A 24,490-nucleotide genomic window follows, 5' to 3' on the forward strand; every position below is an offset into this window, starting at 1 on the left:
AGGCTCCGTTTTTGTAAAAGATCTCTTGAAATTTCACAAACGGCAGGTAAAAATGTTGGCGTATCTGATTTCAAGGAAACATGTTCCCACCAAGAAAGGCACCATGTACTTCGGAACATGGATCGATGCAAACGGGGAGTATTTCGATACGGCACATTTTCCGGATAGTCTTAAGCAATATGATTTTCAGGGGGGAGGATGTTATTTATTGCTAGGAACGGTGGAAGTAGATTTCCATTTTCCTACCATCACCATTCACAAAATGGCAAAAATGCCCATGATTCCCGATCCTCGATATGCCTATGACAAAGAAAAGCAATATGATATTCACCGCCAGATTAAAGAAGATGTGAGTATGACTCATAGAAAACCTTATCCTCAGGCGTATGAGATCGGATTGATAAGACACAAGATACAATAACCCTACTATTATAATATAAAAATGAATCAGTTGAGTTTATTTAACACAGAAGAATTCTACGAATTTCCGAAAAATCTTTTGGATTACAGGGAAAGCTTCCTGAGCAGGGAAGAAGCAGACCTGCTTAAAGATATAGTATTACATACAGCTCCATGGGAACAGAGTACTCAGAAGATGTATGATAAAACCGTGCTCACCCCACGATTAACGGCATGGTATGGGGATTCAAAATATGCTACATTAAAAGAAAATAAAAAGCCTACGAATCCGTGGACTCCAGAATTGTTTTCTTTAAAACAGAAAATTGAGAAAGAGTTTGGCTGTCAGTTTAATGGGGTTTTACTTAATCTCTACAGAGACCACAACGATTCGGTAGCTTGGCACAGAGATAAAGAAAGTCGTTATGGGAAACGACCTGTAATCGCATCCATCAGTCTGGGTCAGACAAGAAACTTTGATTTCAGAAAAAAAGATCATCATCAGAGTAAATATAGCCTTCCGCTTCCCCACGGTTCATTATTGATTATGAAAGGAGATTTGCAGGAACATTGGGAGCACAGAATTGCTAAATCAAATGTACCTATGAAAGAACGTATAAACCTTACTTTTCGATTAGTTAAGAGCCTATATTCGTGATTCAAATCACATGTATTTTGTGATTTGAACCCTTTCTTTTTTTAAAAATTATTATTTTTTTTGTGTAAAGATTATATTCAGATCTCGATCCTCTAGAATTGCTTTATTAGAATGGGGGATTAATGATATTACAACAGTAAAGTGAAACAACTGATATTTTTTATGCATCGTAATATAGACGTTAAAAATATTCTCTTTTTTGAATGTATCGGCTCCAGTATATATGGAACTTAAAAGTTAACTAGTCTATCATAGTTTGACTGAAGTATTAAAAAACTTTAGCATTCGTTTCTGCTAAACGGCTGTAGTTTGGAGAATTAATGGTAAATTGGCTAGATCTTATTTCATATAAAAGCTTGGGTAATTTGTCAATACGCTTCGTTTTCTTACAATTTTTGTAGGGGTAACGAAAGTATATTGCTAATAACTAATGAGTAAATAATATGAAAATTGTATCCTTAGAACATCCGAGCAAGTTATTATTTGTAGAAGCACTGGATTATAAAAATCCTTATGATTTTACCCAAATACATAAACATGATTATTTCGAGATCATTTTTGTTGAAAAAGGAGGGGGCTCTCAATTAATAGATGATCAGAGGTTTACACTGGAAGATCTTTCTGTGTTTATCATACAACCTGGACAAGTTCACTTACTTAATCGAGAGGTTGCCGAAGGAAAAATTATTCAGTTTGGGAAAGATATATTTGCTCACATGTTTCCTTTGGAATTTCATCATCTATTATTTAAACAGCCTAGAGTTCAGATCTCAGAAGCCGATTTTTTTCACTTATATTCTCTGATAGAGCATATGGGTACAGTAATTAAACAGGAAGAAGCATCTGGTTTGGCCATTTTCAAATCTTACAGTTATCTTCAAATTATTTTAATACACTTGATCGAAAAACATTCCGTAACACAAACAAAAAATAGTAAGCTTGCAGCACGCTTCTTAGAACTCTTAAGTCTGCATATAAAAGATAAAAGAAATGTTGTTGATTACGCCAATATGTTATACGTAAGTGTTGATACATTAAATTGTCATTGTAAGCTCAATTTTGGAAAGACTCCATTGAGTTTAATTAATGAAGAAGTGGTTAAAGAAACAAAAAGACTGATGCTGCTGGGTACCCATTCCATTGTAGAAATAGCCTATGAATTAAATTTTAACAGCCCATCTAATTTCAGTTCTTTTATCAAGAAAAATACGGGAAAAACACCTAAACAGCTTAACGTAGATATTAAAAATATTATATGAACGGGTAATTCAGGGAATTCATAAATCTAATCGGGAAATTTGAAACTTTTATATAAATATTGAGCATAGTTTTGTTGTACCGAACTAAAGGAGGTATATGATGTACCACTGATCATGTTTCTTTTTATTAGAAGAGACTTGAATAAGCAGAATGACTTGTTTGCCGTAGGAGTCTATGCCATACGGCTTATTAATATATTCATATTCAACCAAAATAAAGATCTGTAAGTAAGACAATAGATTTTTAGAGATTAAGTTAAACACGAGACGGAATTATCCGTCTTTTTTATTTGCATTGAGTTTTTATAGAAAAAGTAGATAATTCGGGAAATACATAAATCTGTTCAGGAAATTTGAAATTATAATAAAAAAATGACCGGTAATTTAGCGTAATAAATAAAGAATCAAATGAAATGGATTTACCGCAAAATATAGATATAGGTTAAATCATTGAATGCTCATTATTTTATCAATGGTAAATATTTTACCGGTATCAACAAAATAAAGATTTCAATTTATAACGATACAGTTGTTTATATTCTATCTATCCTATTCCTAATCTTATAGATATGATAAAAGGGTCTATTTTATCTAATACTGAGAGTATACATTGTAAAGTTGTAATGAAGAAACTTTTACTTTTTTATTAGTCGAGACGGGCTTGCCCCGTCTTTTATTTTATAATATTAGTGAAAATGTGTACTTAAGGCTGATAATGAGATCATGTAATCTTGTACTTTTTGTTTTAGAATTTAATAAATAGATAAATTTGTCTTCTCAATGAATAGATCATGAATACTTTTAGGCAGCATATAGAAAAAATTACCCCCGTAACCGATGAAGAATTTGAGTATATTTTTTCTTTGTTCTCAATTAAAAAGCTTCGAAAGCATCAATTTCTGGTACAGGAAGATCACGAAGTAACCAATGATTATTGGGTAATCAGCGGCTTGCTTAAGGCATATCATATCAATGAGGATGGAAAAATGCATATCCTGCAATTTGCGATGGAAGATTGGTGGATATCGGACTATCAAGCTTATAATAATAAAACACTTGCAACCATTTCCATAGATTGTATTGAAGACTCAGAGCTTCTCGTCATATCAAAGGAAAATAAAGAAAAGCTTTGCAGCGAAATGCATACCCTTGCTAACTTTTTTAGGAAAAAATCTAATATTGGGTATGTTGCTCTTCAACAACGTATTTTGATGCTGCTGGAAAAAAATCCACAGGAAAGATATAACCGATTGTATCAACTGACCCCACAACTTTTACAAAGACTTCCAAAAACTTTACTGGCTGCATATTTGGGGGTGTCAAGGGAAACTCTTAGTCGTTTAAAGCAACCTTAATGTGATTGAACTCACATTCATTTTGTGATTGACATCATTTTATTTCTCCTTATATACTCTCAATTTTGTGTATCAATAGTTATAAATATAATACATGAAAAAGGGAGTGTTATTTTTGTCGCTTAATACAAAATAAATATTCCATAATAAGTAAAAAAACTTGAACCTATGAAAAAAAAATGGGTAGTGGGAGTTTGCTGTGTAGCGCAGATATATACTTTTGTTTCTGCTCAATCAAAAGTCCAGTTAAAATCAACAATTGAAATAGTATCTTCTTTTACCGATGAACGTCCCAGTAATATAGCCATTTCCCCTGAAGGAAGAATATTTATCACGATGAGTGCCGAAGGAAACACTCAATTTATAGTCAGAGAAATTCTCCCTGATGGCAAAACGCTTTATTTTCCGGATGCAGAATGGAGCAAGAAGCCGACAGGTAATTCTATGAAAGGGATTAGTTCTGCAATAGGTATTCAGGTATCATCAGATAATATTCTTTGGGTATTGGATATGGGAAAGAGTAATACAGATCCTAGGCAGACTCCCAAACTTATGGGTTGGGATATCAAAAGTCATACATTAGTACATGTATACCCTTTACCTGATGCTGTGCTGCGTCCGTCATCATTTTTACAGGATTTTGTAATCGATGAAAAGCACCAAACCGCTGTTATTGCTGATATGACAATGGGAGGGATGGTATTACCGGCATCTCCGGCATTTGTTGTCATCAATTTAAAGACCGGTTACAGCAGACGGATGTTAGAAAATCATAGTTCTTTTCAGCCGGCTGATGAATCTATACGAGTGAATGGAAGACCCATAAGCCATCAATTTGCAGACGGAAAAAAATATGAACCAAGATATCCTCTTAATCCAATTTCTATTGATGCGGAAAGAAACTGGATTTATTATGGAGCACTTGGTGGAAAAAAGATTTACCGTATTGCAGCGGATGCAGTGGCTAATGAAAAGCTTGAAAATGATGACCTGGAAAAACGAATTGAATATTATGCTGAAAAACCTAAATCAGATGGATTCAAAGTCGGTGCCAACGGACAAATCTATATAACCGATGTCGAACATAATGCTATTGGGGTTTCGACTCCGCAGGGGTACAGAATCTTAGTCCAGGACGATAGGTTATTTTCGTGGCCCGATGGCGTTGCCTTGTCACCTGATGGTTACCTCTATGTAGTCTCTGATCAGCTTCAAAATAAACCTTGGTGGAACAATAATCAGAATGACAGTAAGCCTCCTTACTATGTACTTCGGATTAAGATAAAATAGGAGATCTCACAAACTTCATTTTGTGAGTGTAATCACACAATAGCAAAGAATGTTTAAGGTAATTTTGTAAGGTTCAATCTTAATATATAATCTAAATATGATGAAAAAGTACACAAAAGATTTACTGATCTTCTTATTATCTGTTGTTATGGTAGCATGTGCTAAAAGCGAAAATAAACCGGTTAAACAAAAAGAAATGATGAAAACAAAAAAAGTGTTGTTTGTGACAACTTCATTTGATCAAGTACAAACGAATGGAAAAAAAACGGGACTTTGGATCGAAGAGTTTGCAACACCTTATTATGCACTTTCCTTAGAAGGCGTAGAAATTACAGTGGCTACCCCTAATGGAGGAAATACACCGATTGATCCTAAAAGTACCCAGCCTGAATATGTAACAGCATCTGTTAAAAAGTTTTATAGTGATCCAGTGGCACAAAAGAAACTTGCTCAGACAATGGCTCTTAAAGATGTGAAAGCAGAGGATTATGATGCTGTTTTTTATCCTGGTGGTCATGGACCTATGTGGGATCTTCCGGATAACCCATATTCCATAGCCTTGATTACATCATTTTATCAGAATGGTAAACCCATTGCTTTGGTTTGTCATGGTCCGGCAGCATTGAAAAATGTAACTGATAAAAAGGGAGTGTCTCTAGTAAAAGGTAGAAAAATTTCAGCTTATACCAATACTGAAGAGTCTACTGGGCAAACCTTGGATATGGTTCCTTTTTCCTTAGAAGATATGATAAAGTCAAAAGGAGCCCAATATGTTAGAGGAGAAGACTGGAAGCCCTATTCAGTGCAAGACGGATTATTGATTACAGGGCAGAATCCGGCATCAGCGGAAGCTGTAGCCAAACAATTGATCAGTACTTTAAACAAGTAAAAATATATAAGGAAATAATTGATCGTTATATATTGACAGGTTGTCTTATAGAAGCAGACTACTAACATAAGTTAGTAGTCTGCTTTTTATATTATATTTTGATTAGTCTTTGATAATTTTTTTAGAAATTATGTCTTTATCAGTCTTTACTTCCACGATATAAATTCCTTTCATATAAGCTGAAATATTAATAGATTCCTGATCATTGCTGATGACTCCGCTCTGTAGTCTTTTGCCTGAGAGATCGTATAGGGTAAATGTTGATTTTCTGGGAGCTTTTATGATATTGATAACATCTTTCGTAAGTGTTGGAGCTATACTAATTTCATGAGTTGAGTTAACGAGATCTTTGGTACCCAATACTTCATTAAATCCAGTGACTATTATTGAATAATTCTGAGGAGCGGAAACTCCGGTATTATTGACCAATGTCCCTTTATTAGTGATCTCTATTCTGTAACTCCTTCCTGCTACAGGAGCATCAATGACAACCTGTTCTACATTGTCAACATTGTTGTCTGCTTTTGTCGCAGGGGTCATGGGGCTGTTAGCATTAAGTTTCCAAGGATAGTAAATCGTATTGTTAGTGGTATCGATAACTCGTACATCAAGATCGTTAATTAGTCTTGACGTTCTATTGTTGAAAACATCAGAGACAGATTGAAAGCTAGGAGTATAATGAGGGTCAATCCAACTGATGGTTACCTTCAGAGGTTCTGATCCTGAAGCTTTAACTGTTTGAGAGTTTTTTACACCACTTGTTAACGTTTCATCTTTGAAGACCACTGTATTATTAGATTTTCCAACAAGGAGTTCCGCTCCTCTTTTTGCATTGATAAAACCCCAGCCAAAATGAGGATCAGGACCAATATTTCCTGCTTCAGAAGCTGAATGAATCGTAAGAGCTTTTGCTGAAGCGGCATTGAATACTGTATTATTGAATAATTGTTTATTGATTTGGGTCCAAAGTCCGATAATCCCTGTTACAATAGGTCCCGAAAATGAGGTTCCGCTACCTGCTGCCCACGTAGAACTTCCGGCACTATTTACGGTGGCTGCATAAAAAACATTGGTACCTACCGTTGAGATATCCGGTTTGATTCCTCCGTCATCTCTCGGACCTGCACTACTGTAATTTGAATGAACAACATCACCAGCTGTAGTGTAACGATTGTTATTACTTGTTATGATATTGGTTGCTCCCACAACAATAATGTTCTTGGCCAAGGAACCGCTTCCGATACAGTCATATCCTAAAGCACAATTGTTAGGCGGCAGGGGATCTGTGGTGTTAAAAGAGGCTATTCCTGTTCCGGTTGCAGTTCTGTAATATCTTGGAGCGTTAGAGCCGGTTCCACCAGGTCCCGAACCGTAAGAATTACCTGCTGATTTTACAATAATATAGGATGGATTGCTATAAACAATCATATCATAGTTACGATCATCATTCGTGTAAGTTCCTTGATAGTCATAAAATGTACTGCCTGATCTAAAACCGTTGTAGACAAAAGAATCTAAGTTTCCGTTATTGTCATATTCTTCGATCCAGCCGGTATCAATCCCATAGGAATGGTTGGAAATAGCAGGCTGGGCAATGAGAATTTTTTCAAATACAGTACTTGTTGCAGTATTTCCAGGTAGCGTAGTGGTATCAAACATATAACTGTCTATTGTTGAATTGATGGCTACTCCTTTAGCGTTTCCTACGGGGACATTATTACTGCTTAGGGGCACATCTCTACCCCCAATGAAGCTACTGACTCCCGTTGCATGATCCGAAAAATTTTCTGTAGAAGCTTCTTTATTGGTAATTCGGCCTGTGGAATTATTGAAAGCGACATGGGAGGCATATACTCGGCCTCCATCAAATACGGTATACTTTATATTTTCACCATTGAAGGCTCCTGTTAATCCTGTTATATTCCCTGAGGTATTCAATAGATCGGAATTAGAATTAAGAAGTTGTCGGGTATCATGAGATTTCAGAAAGTAAGGAACTCCACCATTAAATCCAGCCAGAGAGGATCTTAGTTTTTCAATCTCCTGTTGCTTTTCAGGATCAATATTTGTTCCGTAGATTTTGGTAACATACGCATTGAACTTCTCGTTGTTCTCTTTGTTTTGCCTCGCAAATTCTGTTTTTAGCGTCTCATTCTGAGCACTCATTAAAGTAGCCGCCAAACTGCTTATTAAAAGTAGATGTTTCTTCATAAAAGTTAATTTTTAAGATTGTTAGTATTATTATTTCGGTCTTTATTAATCTGCTTTTTGTAAAATGAAACCTTAATAGTGTAGGGTAGTTATCATTTCATGTGAAAATGTATTTTTAGCACATGAAATAGGTTTTTTATTTGCTAATGCTAAATTACCGGTCATTTTTTTACGATAATTTCAAATTTCCCGATTAGATTTATATATTTTCCGAATTAATTAATAAAACACTATTTATGTAAATTAAAATTCATTAAATAGTGTTTTTGGCTGCTATAATATTTATCCTTTAATTTATTTATTATTAATAGAATATATATTAAGTTGCTAAAGAAAGAATGCTATATCTGAGATGATAGTAGTGGTGAAAAACTTAGAAGTACTATTCAAAAATAATTTTGCCGTTGACAATTGTAACCGTTCCTATGCTTTGTAAATATTTGACGGTTCGTATAATAGTTTCTACACGTAATCCAGTAAGCGAGGCAATTTCTTGTCTGCTAAGCAATACTTGATTAGAAGCTGTCAGTTGATTTGAGTTTTTTAAGTACTGGAGAAGTTTAATTGTTTTTTCAGCAGGAGTTTCTACATTCTGGCCATTCATTAGGTAATTATAATGCATATTTTCTGCCATGCATTTATAGAGCTGTAGCAGAATGTCAGGATTATTTTTTAGAATTAAGGCAAAATTTGACCTTTCTAATATGAATATGCTACTCTTCTCCATAGCAACAGCACTTACCGAATATTGATGCTGTAAGAATAAGAAGATTTCTCCTAAACAATCTCCAGAAGTAGGTATATTATGAATAAATTCCCGGCCTTTTTTTTGGTGACTTACAATTTTTACTTTTCCTGTCAAAATTTGAAAATAGGAATGCACTTCAGTATTTTCTTTAAATATGAACTGCCCCTTTGTGTAAGTTCCAATTTTAGCTCCCGAGCTTAATAGAAGATCTTCTCTTATTAGCATAAGTGTTTGATTGCACTACTTATACAGCCTTGCTTTATTTCTTAAAGATAGTCATTTTAAACATAACTATTTTATTTATCTTATGACTTAACTAGGGGGAATGAGTAAGTACATTTAGTAAAATTATAGATTTTTACTAAAGGGTTTTAAGAATTATTTCTAATGTATTTCTGGCAATAATAGCTTGTTTTCTTGTTATTTCTTCTGTTTCTGCAATTTTATTAGGATGGACTTTATTTCTTAGCTCTCTGACAAAATGCATTTTTGTTTTATCTGCACTACCAGTATAGCTATTGATAAGATTAAATAACGGAGTAGTAGAGAGGTCTTTATTCAGTAAGGCTTCTAAGGCTGTTCCAAAATTCAATGCTGCATTTTTATATAGTCCATTATCCAATGAAAATTGTCCTTCGATATAGTGTTTTGATGTAATCTCACTGCTTTTATCAGGATTTGTATACGTTGAATCTATGATAAAGTTTAATACTTTAGCATCAGGGCGCATATAAAAATAATTGAGCTCAATAATGATATCGTAATCATTTTGTAATTCGAAAGGTCCTTTCCATTTTGTTCTATATTGATCAAACTCATAAGATTCATCTTCTTCATAAGATACACCATTTACAAAAATTGTTGAACTATGCAGATGGTAACAATTGATAAATGGGGTGAAAATTTCTTGCGCAGGTACATCAATACAATGATTTGAGATTTTAAAAATAGCTTTATACATAATGGATATTAAAGAAATAATGATTATCGGATTGGATTTTTTGAATAAGTTTATTTTATAACAAGCCCAATCCACTTGCCGTACGGTGTAAAAATATTGAAGTTTCCTTGGTTATTCGGAACCCAATAGGTAGACCAATGATTTTGCAAATCAAAAGTGTTATAGCCATTTTTTTTATTGGATACTGCAAAACCGGTCCAGTTTGCATGGGAATCAAAAATTAGAATAACTCTTTCACTAGCTTCAACAGTAAAGCTTAAAGGAGTCAACTGCAAGTCATAGATGAATGCTCCGGATATGTTGGTGGATATGTTTGGATTTAAGCTCAAGGTAATTCCGGGATTAACTGAACTATGGATAGTGGGATTGAGTGAACCGGTAAGAAAAGGATTAATAGAGCCGGTAATGATAGGATTGATCGAACCTGTTATAAGAGGATTGATTGAGCCTGTAATAATAGGATTCAGTGACCCTGTTATTAATGGATTTATAGAGCCTGTTATGTTCGGATTAACAGAACCGGTTACAAAAGGATTGATCGCGGAATTTATTTGAGGGTTTTTGTGAGAAGGTATATGCATCGTGTGGTGTATGGTGATAAAAGGTAAGAATAGGTCTTACTATCAAATATACAAAATTCGTATACTTTTCTGTATTGTTTTTGTAATTTATTATTGATGGTAATGTATTTTTGTGAAATAGATAGAGTGTGTTCCGTTGTGTTAATAATAATGGTTATAGTATAAGCTATTTATCATGATAAAAGCCACCAATGTGGTGGCTTTGTAAAATATTTTATCGTTAATCCCAGTAATCCTCTTCATAGTCATCGTAGAAATCCTCCGGATGACGGCTAATAGGAATATCTTTTATAATACGGATATGGGCTCTTCCAAGATCAATTCCTACTAAGAAGGAAGGGACATCTAACGAAAATCTCCATCTTCCGCGATCCTGAAATACATATCCTCTACGGTAAGGATCATAAAAAGTATTGTACTCCCTAAAGTATACGTGATGATGTGAATCATACCTGTGGACTTTTGCCCATTTGGGAAAACCGTGTTTATAGCTTTCTTTATAATATTTATCACGTTCTTTATCACGCTTTTTATAATATTCGCCTCTTCTCTTATCTTCCTCTTTTCTCTCCTTCCAATATTTTTTATCGTGTTCATGCCGCTGAGCGCGGAAGGTACCTGTTGTTGTTACCAACATTCCGATTGACAGTGCAATCAGAAAAACTACATTTCTCATTTTAATATACTATTTCATCTATTAAACAACTTTAAGACCAATTTATTTTATAGCTATGGTTTTAAAGGATGTTAAAAAAATAACCTTGACCATTTTTGGTCAAGGTTACATTTTAATGATTTATCGTCGTTGACAATTTAATTAGAAGTCATATCCAATTCTAAAACTTAAGTTAGGAACTACTTGTAGATCATAGTCTGACTTTAGAATTTTACCAACTCCTAGACCTAATTGAAGTTCATAATTGAAATTTTTTGCAAAATTTCTTCTTAATCCCCATGTAGGAACTAATGAGATCATTGGATTTACCTTAATTCCGTCAACATTTGAAATAACAAACCAGTCAGGAGCATAGCTTAACTTTGCAGAAAGATAATTTGCAGCGTTATATTTTATATTCTTGTTTTTATTGCTTCTTCCAATACTATTGTAATACCATTTTGGAGTTACTGACACTGAGGGTGCCAATGCAAAACCTGTTTTAGAATATAAATCTCCACCCCAGATACCTGCTGTTAAGTCGACTTCACTTCTCAATGTAAATTGTTCAGAAAGATCAGATTCGTTATAAATGTTTACCCCAAAAAGTCCTGCCTGAACACCAAAAAAAGATTCTTTGTTGGACTCTTTTTCTTGAGCATAAATACATGTAAACATCGAAACGAAAATAAAAGAAATTATCTTTTTCATATTTTATTGTTTTTGAAAACTAAAATTACCGGTTAAATTATTCTTCGTCCAAACTCCACTGCTTTTAGACTCTTTTAAATAGCCTGAAAATTTGTAATTACTTTTTGTATTCATATCAAACTTTCCATCAAAATTGACATAGCCATTTATCGATTCTTTTGTATTGCTTGGAGTCAGGTTGATTTCGCCAACTATTGTACCCTCTTTTTGAACTACAAAAGTGACTGAACCATTATCATCTCCAGTGAAATTCCCTGACCAGTTTCCTTGGAATCCTGAATTTACTTGTCTTGCACTTTCTTCATCAGAGATGCATGAACCAAGTGAGAATAAAATAAGAAATAATAATATTAAATTAGTTTTCATAAAACATTGAGTTTAATTGTTATTGAGCATTTAGTTTTACACCATGCCAAGCTCCGTTCTTCTTAGCGATTCCGTACATACTAACTGCAACTGCCGTAGGCTGAAGGAAATTGAATTTATAGCTTGTAACTGCTAAACCAGTTCCTGTTCCGCCACCAAAAGTATATGTGAATTGAGGAGTTGCAACACCCCAATTAAATACTCTTTCGATAACATCTTGGTTATCTTGAATTTGACTGAAATCATAATACTGTATGTAAGTGCTTTGATAAGAGTCAACTACGAATGCTACTCTGTTCAGTTTTTTATTTTGCCCTTCAAGAAACTTGTTAGCCTGCTTCCATGCATTATCCCAAAATAATTTGTTGAGTTGAGCTTCAGTCAAACCTGAAACGTCTGCTGTAAATTGAATTACCGCATCAACTGTTGCGTTATTTGAGAAAGGAAAAGTTGGCATGGTTGAAGATCCTGCATTCACATAATCTGTACCGTTTGCTGCTTTATACATTTTTCCGTCCAACCAATAAACTTCTCTTGGCGTATTATCTGAAGCGTAAGTTAAAGAGTGAGAAAATTTCCAAGAAATTGAATTAATACCAATCCCTAATTTATCTGCATCCTCTTTTCTCCATAATCCAGTCCATCCTTTATATTGATGTTTAACTTTACATCCTACGGCATAAACAAGATACAGATTCTGAGAATAGAATTTTACTTTAACTCTTCTTCTGCTTTCGTATTTGTCATCAGTTTCCCAAGTTGTTCCGAAAATATTTCCTAACCAAGGCTTTCTTACTTCTCCAATAGGTAGACCTTGAACAATAGTTGCCATTGAAGGCTCTGCGGGTGGGGTATACGTACCTCCGCCACCGTAACCTCCGCCGCCATAGCCACCACCGTAGCCACCGCCATATCCGGTTCCTCCTGTTCCGGTTCCATCATCAATAGTTTCAATAGGGGAAATATAATAATTAATTTTATTATTGGTATTTTCCAAAGGAGTTAATTCTCCCGTTACTTTATCTGAAATAAAATCTTCTTTTACAGTAATTTCAGTTGGCTCTAAAAGGTTAGGCGAAATCTGTCTTACTTCAAGGTAGTTTTCAAGATTAGCGTAGTTTTCAACTGGTGTAACAAATAATCCGACATCGGTATATTTATATACATTATTAGCAACTTGAATTTCTGCATTACCATTCAGCATGGCAGCATATACATCATCACCAACTATTTCTTCCAGATCGTCCAGATCTTCATAAACATCTTCAGTAGGGATAGTTGTTATGGGATCAAGTGTTCTGGATGAAGAGTTTTTTAAAAAGGTAAGTTTTCTAGCTTTTAAAGTGTTGATCACTTGATCTTCATTTTTCTCAGTAATGATTGGGATTAATGATTCAATGCCCTTATCATTGATGAAATTTTGAACCGACTCAAGGTTTTTATGCTTTAGCTCTTTATAAGTTGCTGCAAGTGACTCTCTGTTTGGAAAATATAATCTTCCGTTTCTTACACTCGCTTGTTCTATTGCATTGCTGTTTTCTGATAATGTTTCTGTAAGTTCTTCTCTACAAGAAGTTGTAAAGATTAGTAAGCTGAATACAGCTATTTTTATTAGTTTGGAATTTTTCACTTATTCAAAATAATTTGATCTCATTTGTGTTTGTGTTGAACTACAAATAAAGATGTAACATTTAATTTGTTCTTGTTTTTTAATTTGTAGCTTGTCATTTCATGCAGACAATTACCAAGCTTGAAATTATCTGCTCCTGCATTAAAGAGTTTCACGGTTTTGTTTTTTTTCAGGCGCAAATTTAATAATTAAACTAATTGAGCCAAATTTTTTTCACTTAAAAATGAGTTATATATCATTTTTTTTATCCACATATTTAAAATGGATATAAATAGTACAGAAAAGCAGGGCTCTATGAACTGATTAAAGAAGGGGGGAGGTGTAAAGTTTCTTCTTAGAATGTAGGGAAGAAGAAGAAGATTAGATTGCTTACAAATAGGATATTAGAGCTTTAAGATTGGATAATAGAATTTTAACCTTATCCAGCGTAGCTCATAAGAATTAAGAATAATGATTAAAATAAGTTGAAATAAATGTAGAAGTACTTTCGAATTTACGTTTTAATTACTTCGACTATTTTCGCGAGTTCTGTAATAATTGGCAATATGAACTGCCATAGAAATCACTAAAGCCCTGATCAGTGACCATCCTAGTACCTCATTGAATCTGCTGCTTGTTAAACCGCCATCATCATAAAAATTAATATCAATAAAAAGGATAATGGGGGTTAAAGCTAATGTTGCGACGATAATATTTCCTATTCTTTTAGTGTTCATGGTATTTTTGTTTTTTAATAAGTATTTTGGGTTAAAAATAACAATAATAAAGGTGTTTTAACAGTTTATTATTTCTAAGTCTGTTGTGGATTTACTAATATAATTTCATTTGCATGCAGTCCATCCCTAATAAATAGCTCGGGTGTATTCTCTTCGTTAATCCCTTCCATCATGACCAATGATTTCGCCTGCTGAAATGCTTTGCCAACGGAATGTCCAAAACCTATTGACGAATAAAACTGTGAAGAGAATACTCTAGCTGCATCATCTCCAATTGAAGTATTCATACCGATGGTGGCTTCTACAAATTCTGATATCGCCTCAGCCTGATTTTTTGAATAGCACGTATTGAAAAATACTAATCTGATATTCTCAGCGGAAGCCATCATCGTCTGTACAATAGCTTCTTTGGTTACTAATTTCATTTTACCATTCTGATCCTGAAAAGCAATTTCATCATTATCGGAACCGTGGCCGCTGAAATGGACTATTGTGGGATTAAGCTCATTGATTGCCTGTAATAAATCCATGGGTTGCAATGCCCAACGGGATTCAAATTGAACGGAATCACGATACTTTGACTGGCGAATCATGTTGGCTATAGCTCTTGCTTCTTGATCCAATCTTAATTGGGTAAGATCTAACGGATTAGAAGCCAGAAAAAGCACGGTGATTTTTTGAGGAATATCTTTTAATGCTCTGATTTCACGTTGCGTTTGCAGATGAAGCTCCTTGTGGTTGATAAGAGTTTTACCGATATCTCTTAAACTCTTATCCTGATCCTTTTTAAATTTTGTTTCAGTGGTTTGGTTCTTTTTATCCAAAGAAGATTGTTCCTTGTCTATTTTAATCTGACAACCCGTAATTTCTTTATCTTTATTTACAATCTTAGCCTCAATATCTGCAATTTTCTTTGTGATTGTCGCAATATCCGTAGTACATTTATTAATCTCTTTGAGCTTGGTATTAATTGTGCTGGCTGATGAAGTTCGTTTTATAGCATCTCTGGCGGCTTGTGCTTTTTTATTAAGCATTGCTATTTTTAAATATTCTTTAGCTTTGTCCGATACCAGTTTAGCCCGTTCTTTTTCCTTTGTTAGTTTCGAATTTTTATAGGTATCAATCAATGCCATAATAGTATATTTTTTTCTAGTAAAATAGTAGTACGAATGTACAATATTCTTTACATTGAAGCTTAACGTATCAATGGAGTAATTAAAAAATAAAGTAACTTTAATTTAGTTTATTTCATAATCGTTGAAATATGAAGAATAGCACTCATTCTATGTTTGATAAAACAAGAGTATACAAATCGATGACTGAAAATGCAGTAATTGATCTTCTCTTGAACTGGAATAATGATCGCAAAAATAAAGACCTCAGAACTTTTTTAAGTGGAATCTTTTATCCCGATCAAAAAGCCTATTTTGAGTATGAAGGCTTCTATGTGACAAAAACAATTCTTAGAGAGGAACTTCAACTTGAAAAAGGGAAGAAACCCGGAGATATTGATGTAATGATCATTCCATTTACGAAGACAAAAATCTATTTTGAACGAACTTCGGTATATGAAATTAAAATAGTGCGTCCTACAAGAAAAAATCCTAGCAGGAATGCCAACTCGTTAGGAGTTACTCAGGTGTTAGGATTGATTGATGATGGTTTTCCTGTCGTAGGTTTGATTCATGTTTCTATAACTGAACCTTTAAGGGAAGAAGAAAAAAGGACTATTAAATTCTCAACAATAAAGGCTAATAAAGAGTTTTTACCTGAAGAAGGGAAATCATTTGAAGACTATTTTGTTGATATTAAAATAGACCAGTTTCCGGGCTGGTCAAGCGAAAATCAAATAAAAAGATTGATGACTTATAACCTGCCTGACTGTATAGGAATCTCTACTCATGGATTAGAATTTTATGATGATGATACGATAACGATTTGTTCTTGTGATGTTTCATATCAAAAAGCAGCAGCTTGCTCATTTAATCCATTAACTTCACAACAAACGATTCTCAAAATTAAAAACCATTTTCTAAAAAATAGAGAGAAATACCAAGTAGTTTTAAATAAGAAACCTGAATGAAAAATGTAATTAGTTTATGCAAAGAAATTTGTATTTAGATCGTCCTTGAATCCAAGATTTGATAAAACTAAACAAATTGCAATTTTTCTTAAACAATATACTTGAGATTGTAAATCTTCTTCTTTGATAGAATTCAAACTTCCATGTGTAATACTATCTCTGGTTTTCTTTAATGTTCCAAACTTGAAACCAAAAGTTGATGGATCAATATTATTCAATTTTAAAGTTTCTTCAAGAGGACTTTTGAATGGCTTAAATTCCAGTTTGTCAACCGTTCCTTTAAGCTTTTTCTCAAACTCTAATTCATCTTCTTTATTGCTTAAAAAAGGTTTTAAAGTCTCAAGTAAACTTTCAGAAATTACTTTTTTTTCAGTGTTAAAATTAAATTTTTCTTGTTTTTGATTAATATTAAAAATTTCGATAATGTTGAATAATAAGAGAAAAGCAGATGCTGGATTTACTTCTCTGGCATGGAGGATATTATCTATTGCTTTTGTGATTTTTTTCTCATTTTTAATGTAATTTGAGTACCAATCATTTTTTAGGAATTTCTCTATCCTATTATTATTTTTTAAAAACTCTGAAACACTTTCCATGTCCGAAACATAGGTCTGGTTTGTTGGTTCCATATTTCTGAAAATATATATATGCTTATCAGTTCTAAAAACTAATTTATCTATTATTATTCGTATTCCGTAGAAAAATGAAAGACAGTTACAAATTATTTGTAGTCGATATTTGATTTCTTCAAATCCAATTTCTTCAAATTTGAAGTTAAGAGTACCTATTTTTTTAATGGTAAATTCCTCACTCGATCTTCGCTCATTATCTATAAACTCCAATTCAGGTCTATATAACATACTATCAATTTTATAATAGTTTGACATACCTTTCATTCTGGATATGGAAAATAAATTTTTATTATCGAGATTTGTGAAAAAAGAATAAAATAGATTGACGACTTTCAGTCCATTTCTATTTAGAAAAACGATACCTTCATTGATAAATTCCTGATGAATGTTATCCTTGATAATGCAAACATTACTAAGAAAGATAGTAAAAAAACGGTTTTTGCCATCATTTTGAAAAGAAATAGATTTATAAACTCTACTTTGATCGAATATAAGAGAAATTTCCGTATCGATAATTTCAAAACTTTCTTCGAATAGACCTAATGCATTAGACGATCGTGAATAATAGATATCAATGTGAGACTTGATGTCATTGTCAATTATTTGAAAATACATTTCTTCATCAGAAACGAATAAATGTGCACGATGAATTTTACTGGAAATTCTTTGATCTTTAAATTTTAAGTTTATACGATAATAATTTTTCATAAATAAGATGGATGATTACTTCAATGCTATTATTTCAAAATAGGAAGGAGCTTATTTTTTTAATAACAATGATAAACTTTATCTAGTTAATAAAACCTATTTTGAGAAAAATATCAAAATAAATTTCAATTGTAGATGATAATAAGAGAAGTATTTCAAGGATATATAAAAACAATAAAAATAATAAGTCTATTATGAAAAAATAAAATATAGATGCTTCTATTAATTAAAACTTATATTAACATTGGTTTGTTTTAGAATATCTTTTCTATGCCAATAAAATCTCCAAAGATAAAGAAGTCCTATTATTATCAAAATATAGGCAAGCCATTTTCCTAAACGCTCTAAAAAATTGAGTCCAACAGCTTTCTCGTAACTTGAAAATCCTTCTATTCCACCAATACCACGTCGATTGAATTTCCTACGGTTGATCCAATAACGTAAGGAGAAACCCGATAACAAGCTTATAATTGAAATTATTAGTAAATACATGTAGTCCGATTTAGAAGTTAATTCATTCTAATAGGACTAAAATTACAAAATTTAAATGATTGATAATAAATAATATATTTAGAATTTAATTCTTTAATTATAAATTTTTTTCAGCATATGTTTTTAGTGAGTCTGCTCAAAAAGAACTTCCTGCAAATCTTGTAAAGGGGTCCAAATTCCGGATTTAACTTTCAGGTAAGTCTTGCATAGCGAGACGATTTTTTCTTCATCCCCAAATCTGATTTTTTTTCTTTCTAATTCTGTTAAGCCTTCGAAAGCATTTGAGGTAAAACCGTATGTTGATAAAAACAAACCGCTCTCTCTTTTTTCATTACAGATTACTTTTAAAAATTCCTTTACAGATTTTTGACCCACCATTTGTTTGGATTTCCAGTGTTTAATCTCAACAATATACTTATGAGGTATTCCTTTTTTGATGATCTCCAAAATAATATCCTTACCTCCATCTTTGCTTGGGGGTGTAAGTATCACATCAAATGCCAAACCTTCAAATAACTCAGCTATTGTTTTCTCCAATTCTCTCCATTCTATTTTTAACAAAAAGTTTGAATCTTCTGCTATTTTTTCGATGAATGTTTTGCTTACAATTTTGATGATGTCTTCATATTCATGAGTATTTAGGTTAGACTCTATTTCAATTTTAGATGTCCAAGATTTCAAGTCATCTATTGTTAATAGTTCCACTTTTAAAGGATCAGTACTATTTACAAAACGATAGCATGCTGAGGTAAACCCATGAGGGGCAAACAAAATAAGACGGTCATAAGGATAGTTGAAAGCAAATGATACCCTCTCGTGTACCCGGTTTTCATGAACACTTTTACCTGAATTTTGAAGAGAAATACATATTCTGTCTCGCGAATCTTGCTTTGTACACATGAAATCAAAGTTACTTGTATCAGGATTTGGATTAAATATCGTTGTAAAACCATCATTTGATAACAATTTTGAAATAACTTGATGAAATGTAAAACAAATTTCTCTATCGTCTTTCGGATTTGCTATAGAGTTTTCTAATACAAGAATATCCCGGATTAATTCATCTTTTTTTGTTGGAGTCATAGCATCAATTGTAAGCTTCAAGATTATATAAAAACAAAAATTGAATAATATAAAATTTATTATAATTAAGATTTACGAAAATTATTTTTGGACGAGTGTTTAATGAAAGACTATTATGTAATGTTTCGTGGTTAAAAATCTTTATTTATTATGGTTTATTTTTTATGCAAGATTTATTCAGTATACTTATTTACAGCATATCTAATTGCTCATTAATATCCTGTAAAAATTTTGATAAAGGTCTTTTATATATTCCCTCTTCACTGGTATAAGTTCCTAGCTCTAATCTAGTATCAATATTTTCTACATTTCCCACTATTTTTCCGAATTTTTTCTCAAGTGAAGATTTGTAACACTTGTTGTATTTTAATTTTCTTTGTATAAGTTCTTCAATATAATCAATGTGGTTGTCATATATTCCATGTAAATAAAATTTTTCTGAAATTTTTGTGGAATCATTAATTTGAATTACTAACTTAGAATTTTGGGTGATATGACTAGTTAAAGATTCGGAATCAATTCTAAATTTTAAATTTTTATACATTTTAGATATATCATATTCTCGATTACCTTTGAACTTATTGCATGAGCCACAAATTGGAAAAAGATTATGTAAAGAAATTGATAAGGCTGGATATAAGCTTTTTGGATAATAATGATCAAATTCAAATATGAGTTTGATTTTTGATTTACTATTAGCAACTAGCGTGTATTGTGCATTGCATATATAACAAGCAGAATTTGTTAGTCCATGAAAATAGTTATATAGTGTTGAAGGTTGATAATTAAGTGAATTAATAACTCTTTTATTGAACTCAGAATTTAGTTTGTTTTTTTTACATTCTTGGCATTTGTTACAATTTTTTCTGTTTATTTTTCCGCTACATTTGAGCTTGTTATTAAAATTAATAATTTTATCAAAACTATTCTTTGCAATTTCTAATTCATCTAAAGTACCAACTAATAATTTACTTAAATGAATATTTAAATAACGTATATACTTTTGATATTCTTCACTTTTGAATTTTCTACATTGTACAATTTTGTTAAGATTGAATTTTTTTTCAGAATATTCAATTAATTTATCTTTATCAAAGTTGAATTTTGGAAGATTCATTGTTATATTATTTGCTTAATTCGTTAATTCTTTTTTGATAAAATTCTATTAATGTTTTATTATCTAGATATTCTTGAAACTTTTTGTCTAACATTTCTAAAAGTGGTTTTCGCAAGAGATGCTCTCCTATAATGTTAATTTCTTGAATTAGTGATTCATAATTTTCAATGTTAATTACTAATTTATCACTGGAGATTGTCTTAAATATCTTCTGTATTTTTTTTGATGCGAATTCGCCCATAAAACCATTTTCTAGAAAAAATTCATCTGCTAACAAGTCATGAATGTTAGCGCCAAAAGAATTAGTTGAGTTCTTACAATAATCTGGCTCCCCATTTTTGAGTTTTAAAATATTTTGATTGGGTATGTCTGATAAAATAAATGGTGAATGTGTAGAAAAAATTATATTAAAATTAAGTTTTTTATATTTCTTTTGCTTGAGTAAAACTAACAAACTATCGATGTAAATTCTTTGATATTCAGGGTGATAATATAGTTCTATTTCATCGAGGATAATATTTATTGCTTTATATGTGAGAATTTTTGAATCAGAATTTGTATTTGCTTCTTCATTTTCAACAACTGATAAAATATTATCAATATGATATAATAATGATATGAAAGAATGCAATAGTTGTTGTTCTCCTGAACTTAAGTATTTAAGCTCAAAGTCAGAATTGAAATTAGCTTTTCTGAAAAAGAATAGTGCTTCAAAAAAAGCATTAGGTATTTCTTCATCTGTGAGTAATTTTACTTGGTCAAAGTAATTCTTATTAACAGTGTAATAAACATTATCATCCTTTTCAGAAAAATTCTTTTGATCTGAAATAGTTAGGTAATTAAAGAAATTTGATTCTTGCATGTTCAGGACTTGACGAAGTTTTAGTGTCACATGGCTAGAGTCGAGGCTTAATCTTGATAAAAGATTTGAAATATAAATTTCTCTAAAATTAGTACTGGCTAATTTTTCATTAAAATCATCTAGGAAACTATTGATTATTTCAAAAACAGATACGCTTTTTTTGTAGATGTACTGGCAAGATTTTTCGTATTCATTATTTATAACTGCTTCATCATAAAAATTATAATAATATTTTAAAATATTTCTTTTAATGAGATCTATATTTTTAAGAAACATTTTGTCTACCTCGTAAATATTTTGTTTAGTTAGCTCTACAAATTGTATTAAATTAAGGTTACTTCCAGAAGGCGAAAAAAACTTAACATAGTTTCCTATAAAAATATCAACTAAATTATTATTTGATTGTAAATTACCAATTTTAAAATCATTAAATAGAGGCTTAAAACCTTTATAGTTTTTATAATTAAATACTATTTTTATGATTTTTTTGAATATGTACAAATTGCTTAAATTAAAACATTGGTGCATAAACTTATGGCTATCCTGAAAATCTATTTTAGAATATGAATATATTAATTCTCTATATATTATTTTTTTCTTAAAAAATGTATATAATTTATTGAAAAACAATTCATTCCTATAACTGTTGATTAATTCGAATTGGCTTACAACATCTTCAAGTTCATAAGTTTTATCATTAAAGTAAATATTTAGATTTTTCTTAATGTCCAATTTAAATAACAGTTTTTGTATTGATAAATCTCTTATAAGAGCTGATGTTTTTATTTCATTCTCTTCAGATGATAATAAAAATACTTTAAGTAATCTTGAATTCGCTAATTCAAATTCGCTATTTATATTAATATTACCATCCTCTCGATAAGGAGTTAATACAATAGGTGTTTGATAGCCATCATTTTTTATAAAAAGTCTATCTAACCATCTGTCTTGATCAGAAGAACTATTTAATCCATAGATTGAATAGTTAGTTACGATGGTATATATAGGTATCTTATAACTACTACTACGGTTCTCAGAAAGCTCAATATTAGAAAAATCTTTGATGTATAAATTTTTGTTTTTGTGATCCTTGATATAAGATATTTTAGTGAATTTATGTGTGGAATTCCATTTAAGACAATAAATGCAATCATCTAATTGATAATAAAATTCTATAAAAAATTCTTTTGTATATTCACTAGTAATACTTTGATGGTTTAATAAGCGTTCATACAAAGAGTATTCATACAGAAAATAATAGAAAAGCTCTAGTAGAGAGCTTTTTCCACTACCATTTTTTCCTACTACTGCACAAATGTTAATATTGTCGCCATAAAAATCATCTGGGACACTTCTTTTATGTTTAATGATTTGAACATCAGTGTATTCTGTTGTGTTAGCAATTTCATTTCTATCTTTATCTAAAAAAATATAATCACTATAAAATCGATAAATAAAATTATCTTGTAATCCTTTCAGAATATTTTTTCTACAACTATGTTGAATACTGTTGATTTCTTCATTTAAGGGTCGAATTGCTAAAAGTTTAAAATTTTTCATTTTTTATCTGAGTAATATATTACCTTGTATCCCTTTTTATCATTGTTTTTTTTTTCAATGTCTATTAGTGCGTTAACTTTTTCAATTTCACCAATAAACTGATTTTCGATTTCAAAAAATTCTGATTTATCATTGTCAATATCTGTATTTAAGGAGTCGGATAAATTTTTTTCCAATAAGTCAACCATTTATGACGTTCCTGGTTCATATGTATTTTGGTGATTATTAATTTAAAATGCGTTCAGATATTTTTCTAAATACTTAATAGAGTTTTTGTATTCGTCGTAATTTTCTCTGACATATTTACTTGAAAATAGACAGTTTTTCCGTTTTTAGCAATTTATGTTCTGTACTTTCAGCCAATTTTAATGAAGGGATAAACCAAAAATCAGGAGTAGATTCTAAGTCATCAATTTTACCATTATAACAAACCAAAGCATAAATTAAAAAATGTACCGGAATTTGTAATAAGCTAGTCATTGCGTTTATTGACACCTTTAACCTCAAAAATACATGTTCTCCTAAATTAGTTTTGAAGATTATATAAACACCATTTTTATTGCCTAAAGAAAGATATGCATCTTTACCCGTTCTGCAGAAAATGCTCATGATAAGATATTCCTAGGCAAGATTGGTGTTATAATTATTGTCTGAACTTCTAATTGTTTTTTCCATACATTTTGTTTAAAGATATTTTTTTACTTTCTTCTCAACATAAGAAAAATCAATCCATTTACTGAAATTCAATAAAGCAAAATGCTGTTTTTCTTCGGGCATTTTCTCAAGCTCCGACATAATTTTGTTTGGTTTTATTTCATTTCTTATCAGTAATAGTAACATATAAAATTCGTAATCAAAATCCCTTAGAAATTTAAATTTTTCTAAATCTTGAAATGCACATATTTCAATGAGTCTTTTCTTATAATAAGGACTCAAATCCATGAACCATAGATCTTCTGCATTTGATGTAAGTAAATGAGCATTTTCTTGTTTAAGCAATATATTTAAATAGCTTGTATCCCCAGAAACAAAAAAATGATCCAATAACATGTCGGTTACGTCGGTTTCTGCAAAACTTAAATATCTGAGTGCAGCCTTATTGTTATGTGAATAATTTGAATAAAAAAATGTATTAAAAAAATCTGTTTTGTAATCTTCTGTTAACTGCGGCAATAACAATTCTAATATTATTCTGATTCTTATAGATTTATGATATGAAACTTCGGTTTTCAAAAGTTCTTTTAGACTACTGTACATTTTTTCATGTTCGCTGAATGTAGTAACTCTTTTTTCAATGTTGCTAAAGATTGAAGATTTAAATTCAGTGTATTCATTGTCAATATGGTAATTTACTAAATCTTCAAAGTCTATTGTATTTAAAACTGAATGGATTAGAATGTCATATGGGTGCTCTATACTAGTTTCTTCTTTCTTTTTTCTTGATAAAGAAACTAGAAGCTTTTTTTGATGTTCATTCATGGTTATTTGTTTTTATGGTCTTAACTTTTCAATAATATCGTTTAA

The 24,490-nt window shown here is 31.4% G+C and carries 23 protein-coding genes and 1 pseudogene; 7 read left to right on the plus strand and 17 right to left on the minus strand.

Features of this window, described 5'->3' with window-relative positions; all coding sequences use genetic code 11:
- The 6 genes and pseudogenes from RM51_RS17715 to RM51_RS17740 all read left to right on the plus strand — a co-directional run.
- Positions 1 to 421, plus strand: a pseudogene (locus RM51_RS17715) (DNA polymerase III subunit alpha); the annotation flags it as partial.
- 21 nt (positions 422 to 442) lie between these two features.
- On the plus strand, positions 443 to 1,057 hold the full coding sequence (locus tag RM51_RS17720; RefSeq protein ID WP_039372748.1) for an alpha-ketoglutarate-dependent dioxygenase AlkB family protein: 615 nt from the start codon (positions 443 to 445) through the stop codon (positions 1,055 to 1,057).
- A gap of 443 nt (positions 1,058 to 1,500) precedes the next feature.
- Positions 1,501 to 2,316, plus strand: coding sequence for a helix-turn-helix domain-containing protein (locus RM51_RS17725; RefSeq protein WP_039372750.1), 816 nt, complete (start codon positions 1,501 to 1,503; stop codon positions 2,314 to 2,316).
- Between the two features lie 791 nt (positions 2,317 to 3,107).
- Entirely contained in the window at positions 3,108 to 3,671 is a 564-nt protein-coding gene (locus tag RM51_RS17730) for a Crp/Fnr family transcriptional regulator (protein WP_039372753.1), read from the plus strand.
- 168 nt (positions 3,672 to 3,839) lie between these two features.
- Positions 3,840 to 4,961, plus strand: a complete 1,122-nt coding sequence (locus RM51_RS17735) for an L-dopachrome tautomerase-related protein (protein WP_084111205.1) — start codon at positions 3,840 to 3,842, stop codon at positions 4,959 to 4,961.
- A gap of 100 nt (positions 4,962 to 5,061) precedes the next feature.
- Positions 5,062 to 5,850: a type 1 glutamine amidotransferase domain-containing protein gene (locus tag RM51_RS17740; RefSeq protein ID WP_084111211.1), complete on the plus strand. Its 789-nt coding sequence runs from the start codon at positions 5,062 to 5,064 to the stop codon at positions 5,848 to 5,850.
- A 102-nt stretch (positions 5,851 to 5,952) separates the two neighbouring features.
- Here the strand turns inward: RM51_RS17740 and RM51_RS17745 are convergent, their stop codons facing one another.
- The 10 genes from RM51_RS17745 to RM51_RS17790 all read right to left on the minus strand — a co-directional run bounded on the left by RM51_RS17745 (position 5,953) and on the right by RM51_RS17790 (position 15,562).
- The gene (locus RM51_RS17745; protein WP_039372756.1) at positions 5,953 to 8,061 is read right to left on the minus strand and encodes a S8 family peptidase; all 2,109 of its coding nucleotides are present in this window, start codon (positions 8,059 to 8,061) and stop codon (positions 5,953 to 5,955) included.
- A gap of 382 nt (positions 8,062 to 8,443) precedes the next feature.
- On the minus strand, positions 8,444 to 9,034 hold the full coding sequence (locus RM51_RS17750; RefSeq protein WP_039372758.1) for a Crp/Fnr family transcriptional regulator: 591 nt from the start codon (positions 9,032 to 9,034) through the stop codon (positions 8,444 to 8,446).
- Between the two features lie 136 nt (positions 9,035 to 9,170).
- A complete protein-coding gene (locus RM51_RS17755) occupies positions 9,171 to 9,770 on the minus strand; it encodes a hypothetical protein (protein WP_131667096.1) in 600 nt (199 codons plus the stop codon).
- A 50-nt stretch (positions 9,771 to 9,820) separates the two neighbouring features.
- Positions 9,821 to 10,351 (minus strand): hypothetical protein, encoded by a 531-nt coding sequence (locus RM51_RS17760; RefSeq protein WP_039372763.1) that lies wholly within the window; start codon positions 10,349 to 10,351, stop codon positions 9,821 to 9,823.
- Between the two features lie 220 nt (positions 10,352 to 10,571).
- On the minus strand, positions 10,572 to 11,027 hold the full coding sequence (locus RM51_RS17765; RefSeq protein WP_039372765.1) for a hypothetical protein: 456 nt from the start codon (positions 11,025 to 11,027) through the stop codon (positions 10,572 to 10,574).
- Between the two features lie 141 nt (positions 11,028 to 11,168).
- Positions 11,169 to 11,717: a hypothetical protein gene (locus tag RM51_RS17770; RefSeq protein WP_039372767.1), complete on the minus strand. Its 549-nt coding sequence runs from the start codon at positions 11,715 to 11,717 to the stop codon at positions 11,169 to 11,171.
- Between the two features lie 3 nt (positions 11,718 to 11,720).
- Positions 11,721 to 12,083, minus strand: a complete 363-nt coding sequence (locus RM51_RS17775; protein WP_039372769.1) for a hypothetical protein — start codon at positions 12,081 to 12,083, stop codon at positions 11,721 to 11,723.
- 19 nt (positions 12,084 to 12,102) lie between these two features.
- A complete protein-coding gene (locus RM51_RS19400; protein ID WP_039372771.1) occupies positions 12,103 to 13,713 on the minus strand; it encodes a hypothetical protein in 1,611 nt (536 codons plus the stop codon).
- A gap of 500 nt (positions 13,714 to 14,213) precedes the next feature.
- Positions 14,214 to 14,429 (minus strand): hypothetical protein, encoded by a 216-nt coding sequence (locus RM51_RS17785; protein WP_039372774.1) that lies wholly within the window; start codon positions 14,427 to 14,429, stop codon positions 14,214 to 14,216.
- Between the two features lie 74 nt (positions 14,430 to 14,503).
- On the minus strand, positions 14,504 to 15,562 hold the full coding sequence (locus RM51_RS17790) for a CHAT domain-containing protein (protein ID WP_052248555.1): 1,059 nt from the start codon (positions 15,560 to 15,562) through the stop codon (positions 14,504 to 14,506).
- Positions 15,563 to 15,693: 131 nt separating this feature from the next.
- Here RM51_RS17790 and RM51_RS19220 point away from each other — a divergent pair, with 131 nt between their 5' ends.
- Positions 15,694 to 16,512, plus strand: coding sequence for a hypothetical protein (locus tag RM51_RS19220; protein WP_131667097.1), 819 nt, complete (start codon positions 15,694 to 15,696; stop codon positions 16,510 to 16,512).
- A gap of 14 nt (positions 16,513 to 16,526) precedes the next feature.
- Here the strand turns inward: RM51_RS19220 and RM51_RS17800 are convergent, their stop codons facing one another.
- The 7 genes from RM51_RS17800 to RM51_RS17830 form a co-directional block, all read right to left on the minus strand.
- Entirely contained in the window at positions 16,527 to 17,852 is a 1,326-nt protein-coding gene (locus RM51_RS17800; RefSeq protein ID WP_039372777.1) for a HEPN domain-containing protein, read from the minus strand.
- A 222-nt stretch (positions 17,853 to 18,074) separates the two neighbouring features.
- On the minus strand, positions 18,075 to 18,344 hold the full coding sequence (locus RM51_RS19335) for a molybdenum ABC transporter permease (protein ID WP_084111208.1): 270 nt from the start codon (positions 18,342 to 18,344) through the stop codon (positions 18,075 to 18,077).
- Between the two features lie 123 nt (positions 18,345 to 18,467).
- Positions 18,468 to 19,427 (minus strand): restriction endonuclease, encoded by a 960-nt coding sequence (locus tag RM51_RS17805; RefSeq protein WP_052248557.1) that lies wholly within the window; start codon positions 19,425 to 19,427, stop codon positions 18,468 to 18,470.
- A gap of 190 nt (positions 19,428 to 19,617) precedes the next feature.
- Positions 19,618 to 20,544 carry a hypothetical protein gene (locus tag RM51_RS17810; protein ID WP_039372779.1) on the minus strand — a complete coding sequence of 309 codons (927 nt, stop codon included), beginning with the start codon at positions 20,542 to 20,544 and terminating at the stop codon, positions 19,618 to 19,620.
- Positions 20,545 to 20,551: 7 nt separating this feature from the next.
- Positions 20,552 to 22,966: an ATP-binding protein gene (locus tag RM51_RS17815; RefSeq protein WP_039372781.1), complete on the minus strand. Its 2,415-nt coding sequence runs from the start codon at positions 22,964 to 22,966 to the stop codon at positions 20,552 to 20,554.
- A gap of 303 nt (positions 22,967 to 23,269) precedes the next feature.
- Positions 23,270 to 23,575, minus strand: a complete 306-nt coding sequence (locus RM51_RS17825) for a hypothetical protein (RefSeq protein WP_039372786.1) — start codon at positions 23,573 to 23,575, stop codon at positions 23,270 to 23,272.
- Positions 23,576 to 23,650: 75 nt separating this feature from the next.
- Positions 23,651 to 24,445: a hypothetical protein gene (locus RM51_RS17830; RefSeq protein ID WP_039372789.1), complete on the minus strand. Its 795-nt coding sequence runs from the start codon at positions 24,443 to 24,445 to the stop codon at positions 23,651 to 23,653.
- Positions 24,446 to 24,490 lie beyond the last annotated feature (45 nt).

The organism is Chryseobacterium taiwanense (genome assembly GCF_000813825.1).
GTDB lineage: Bacteria > Bacteroidota > Bacteroidia > Flavobacteriales > Weeksellaceae > Chryseobacterium > Chryseobacterium taiwanense.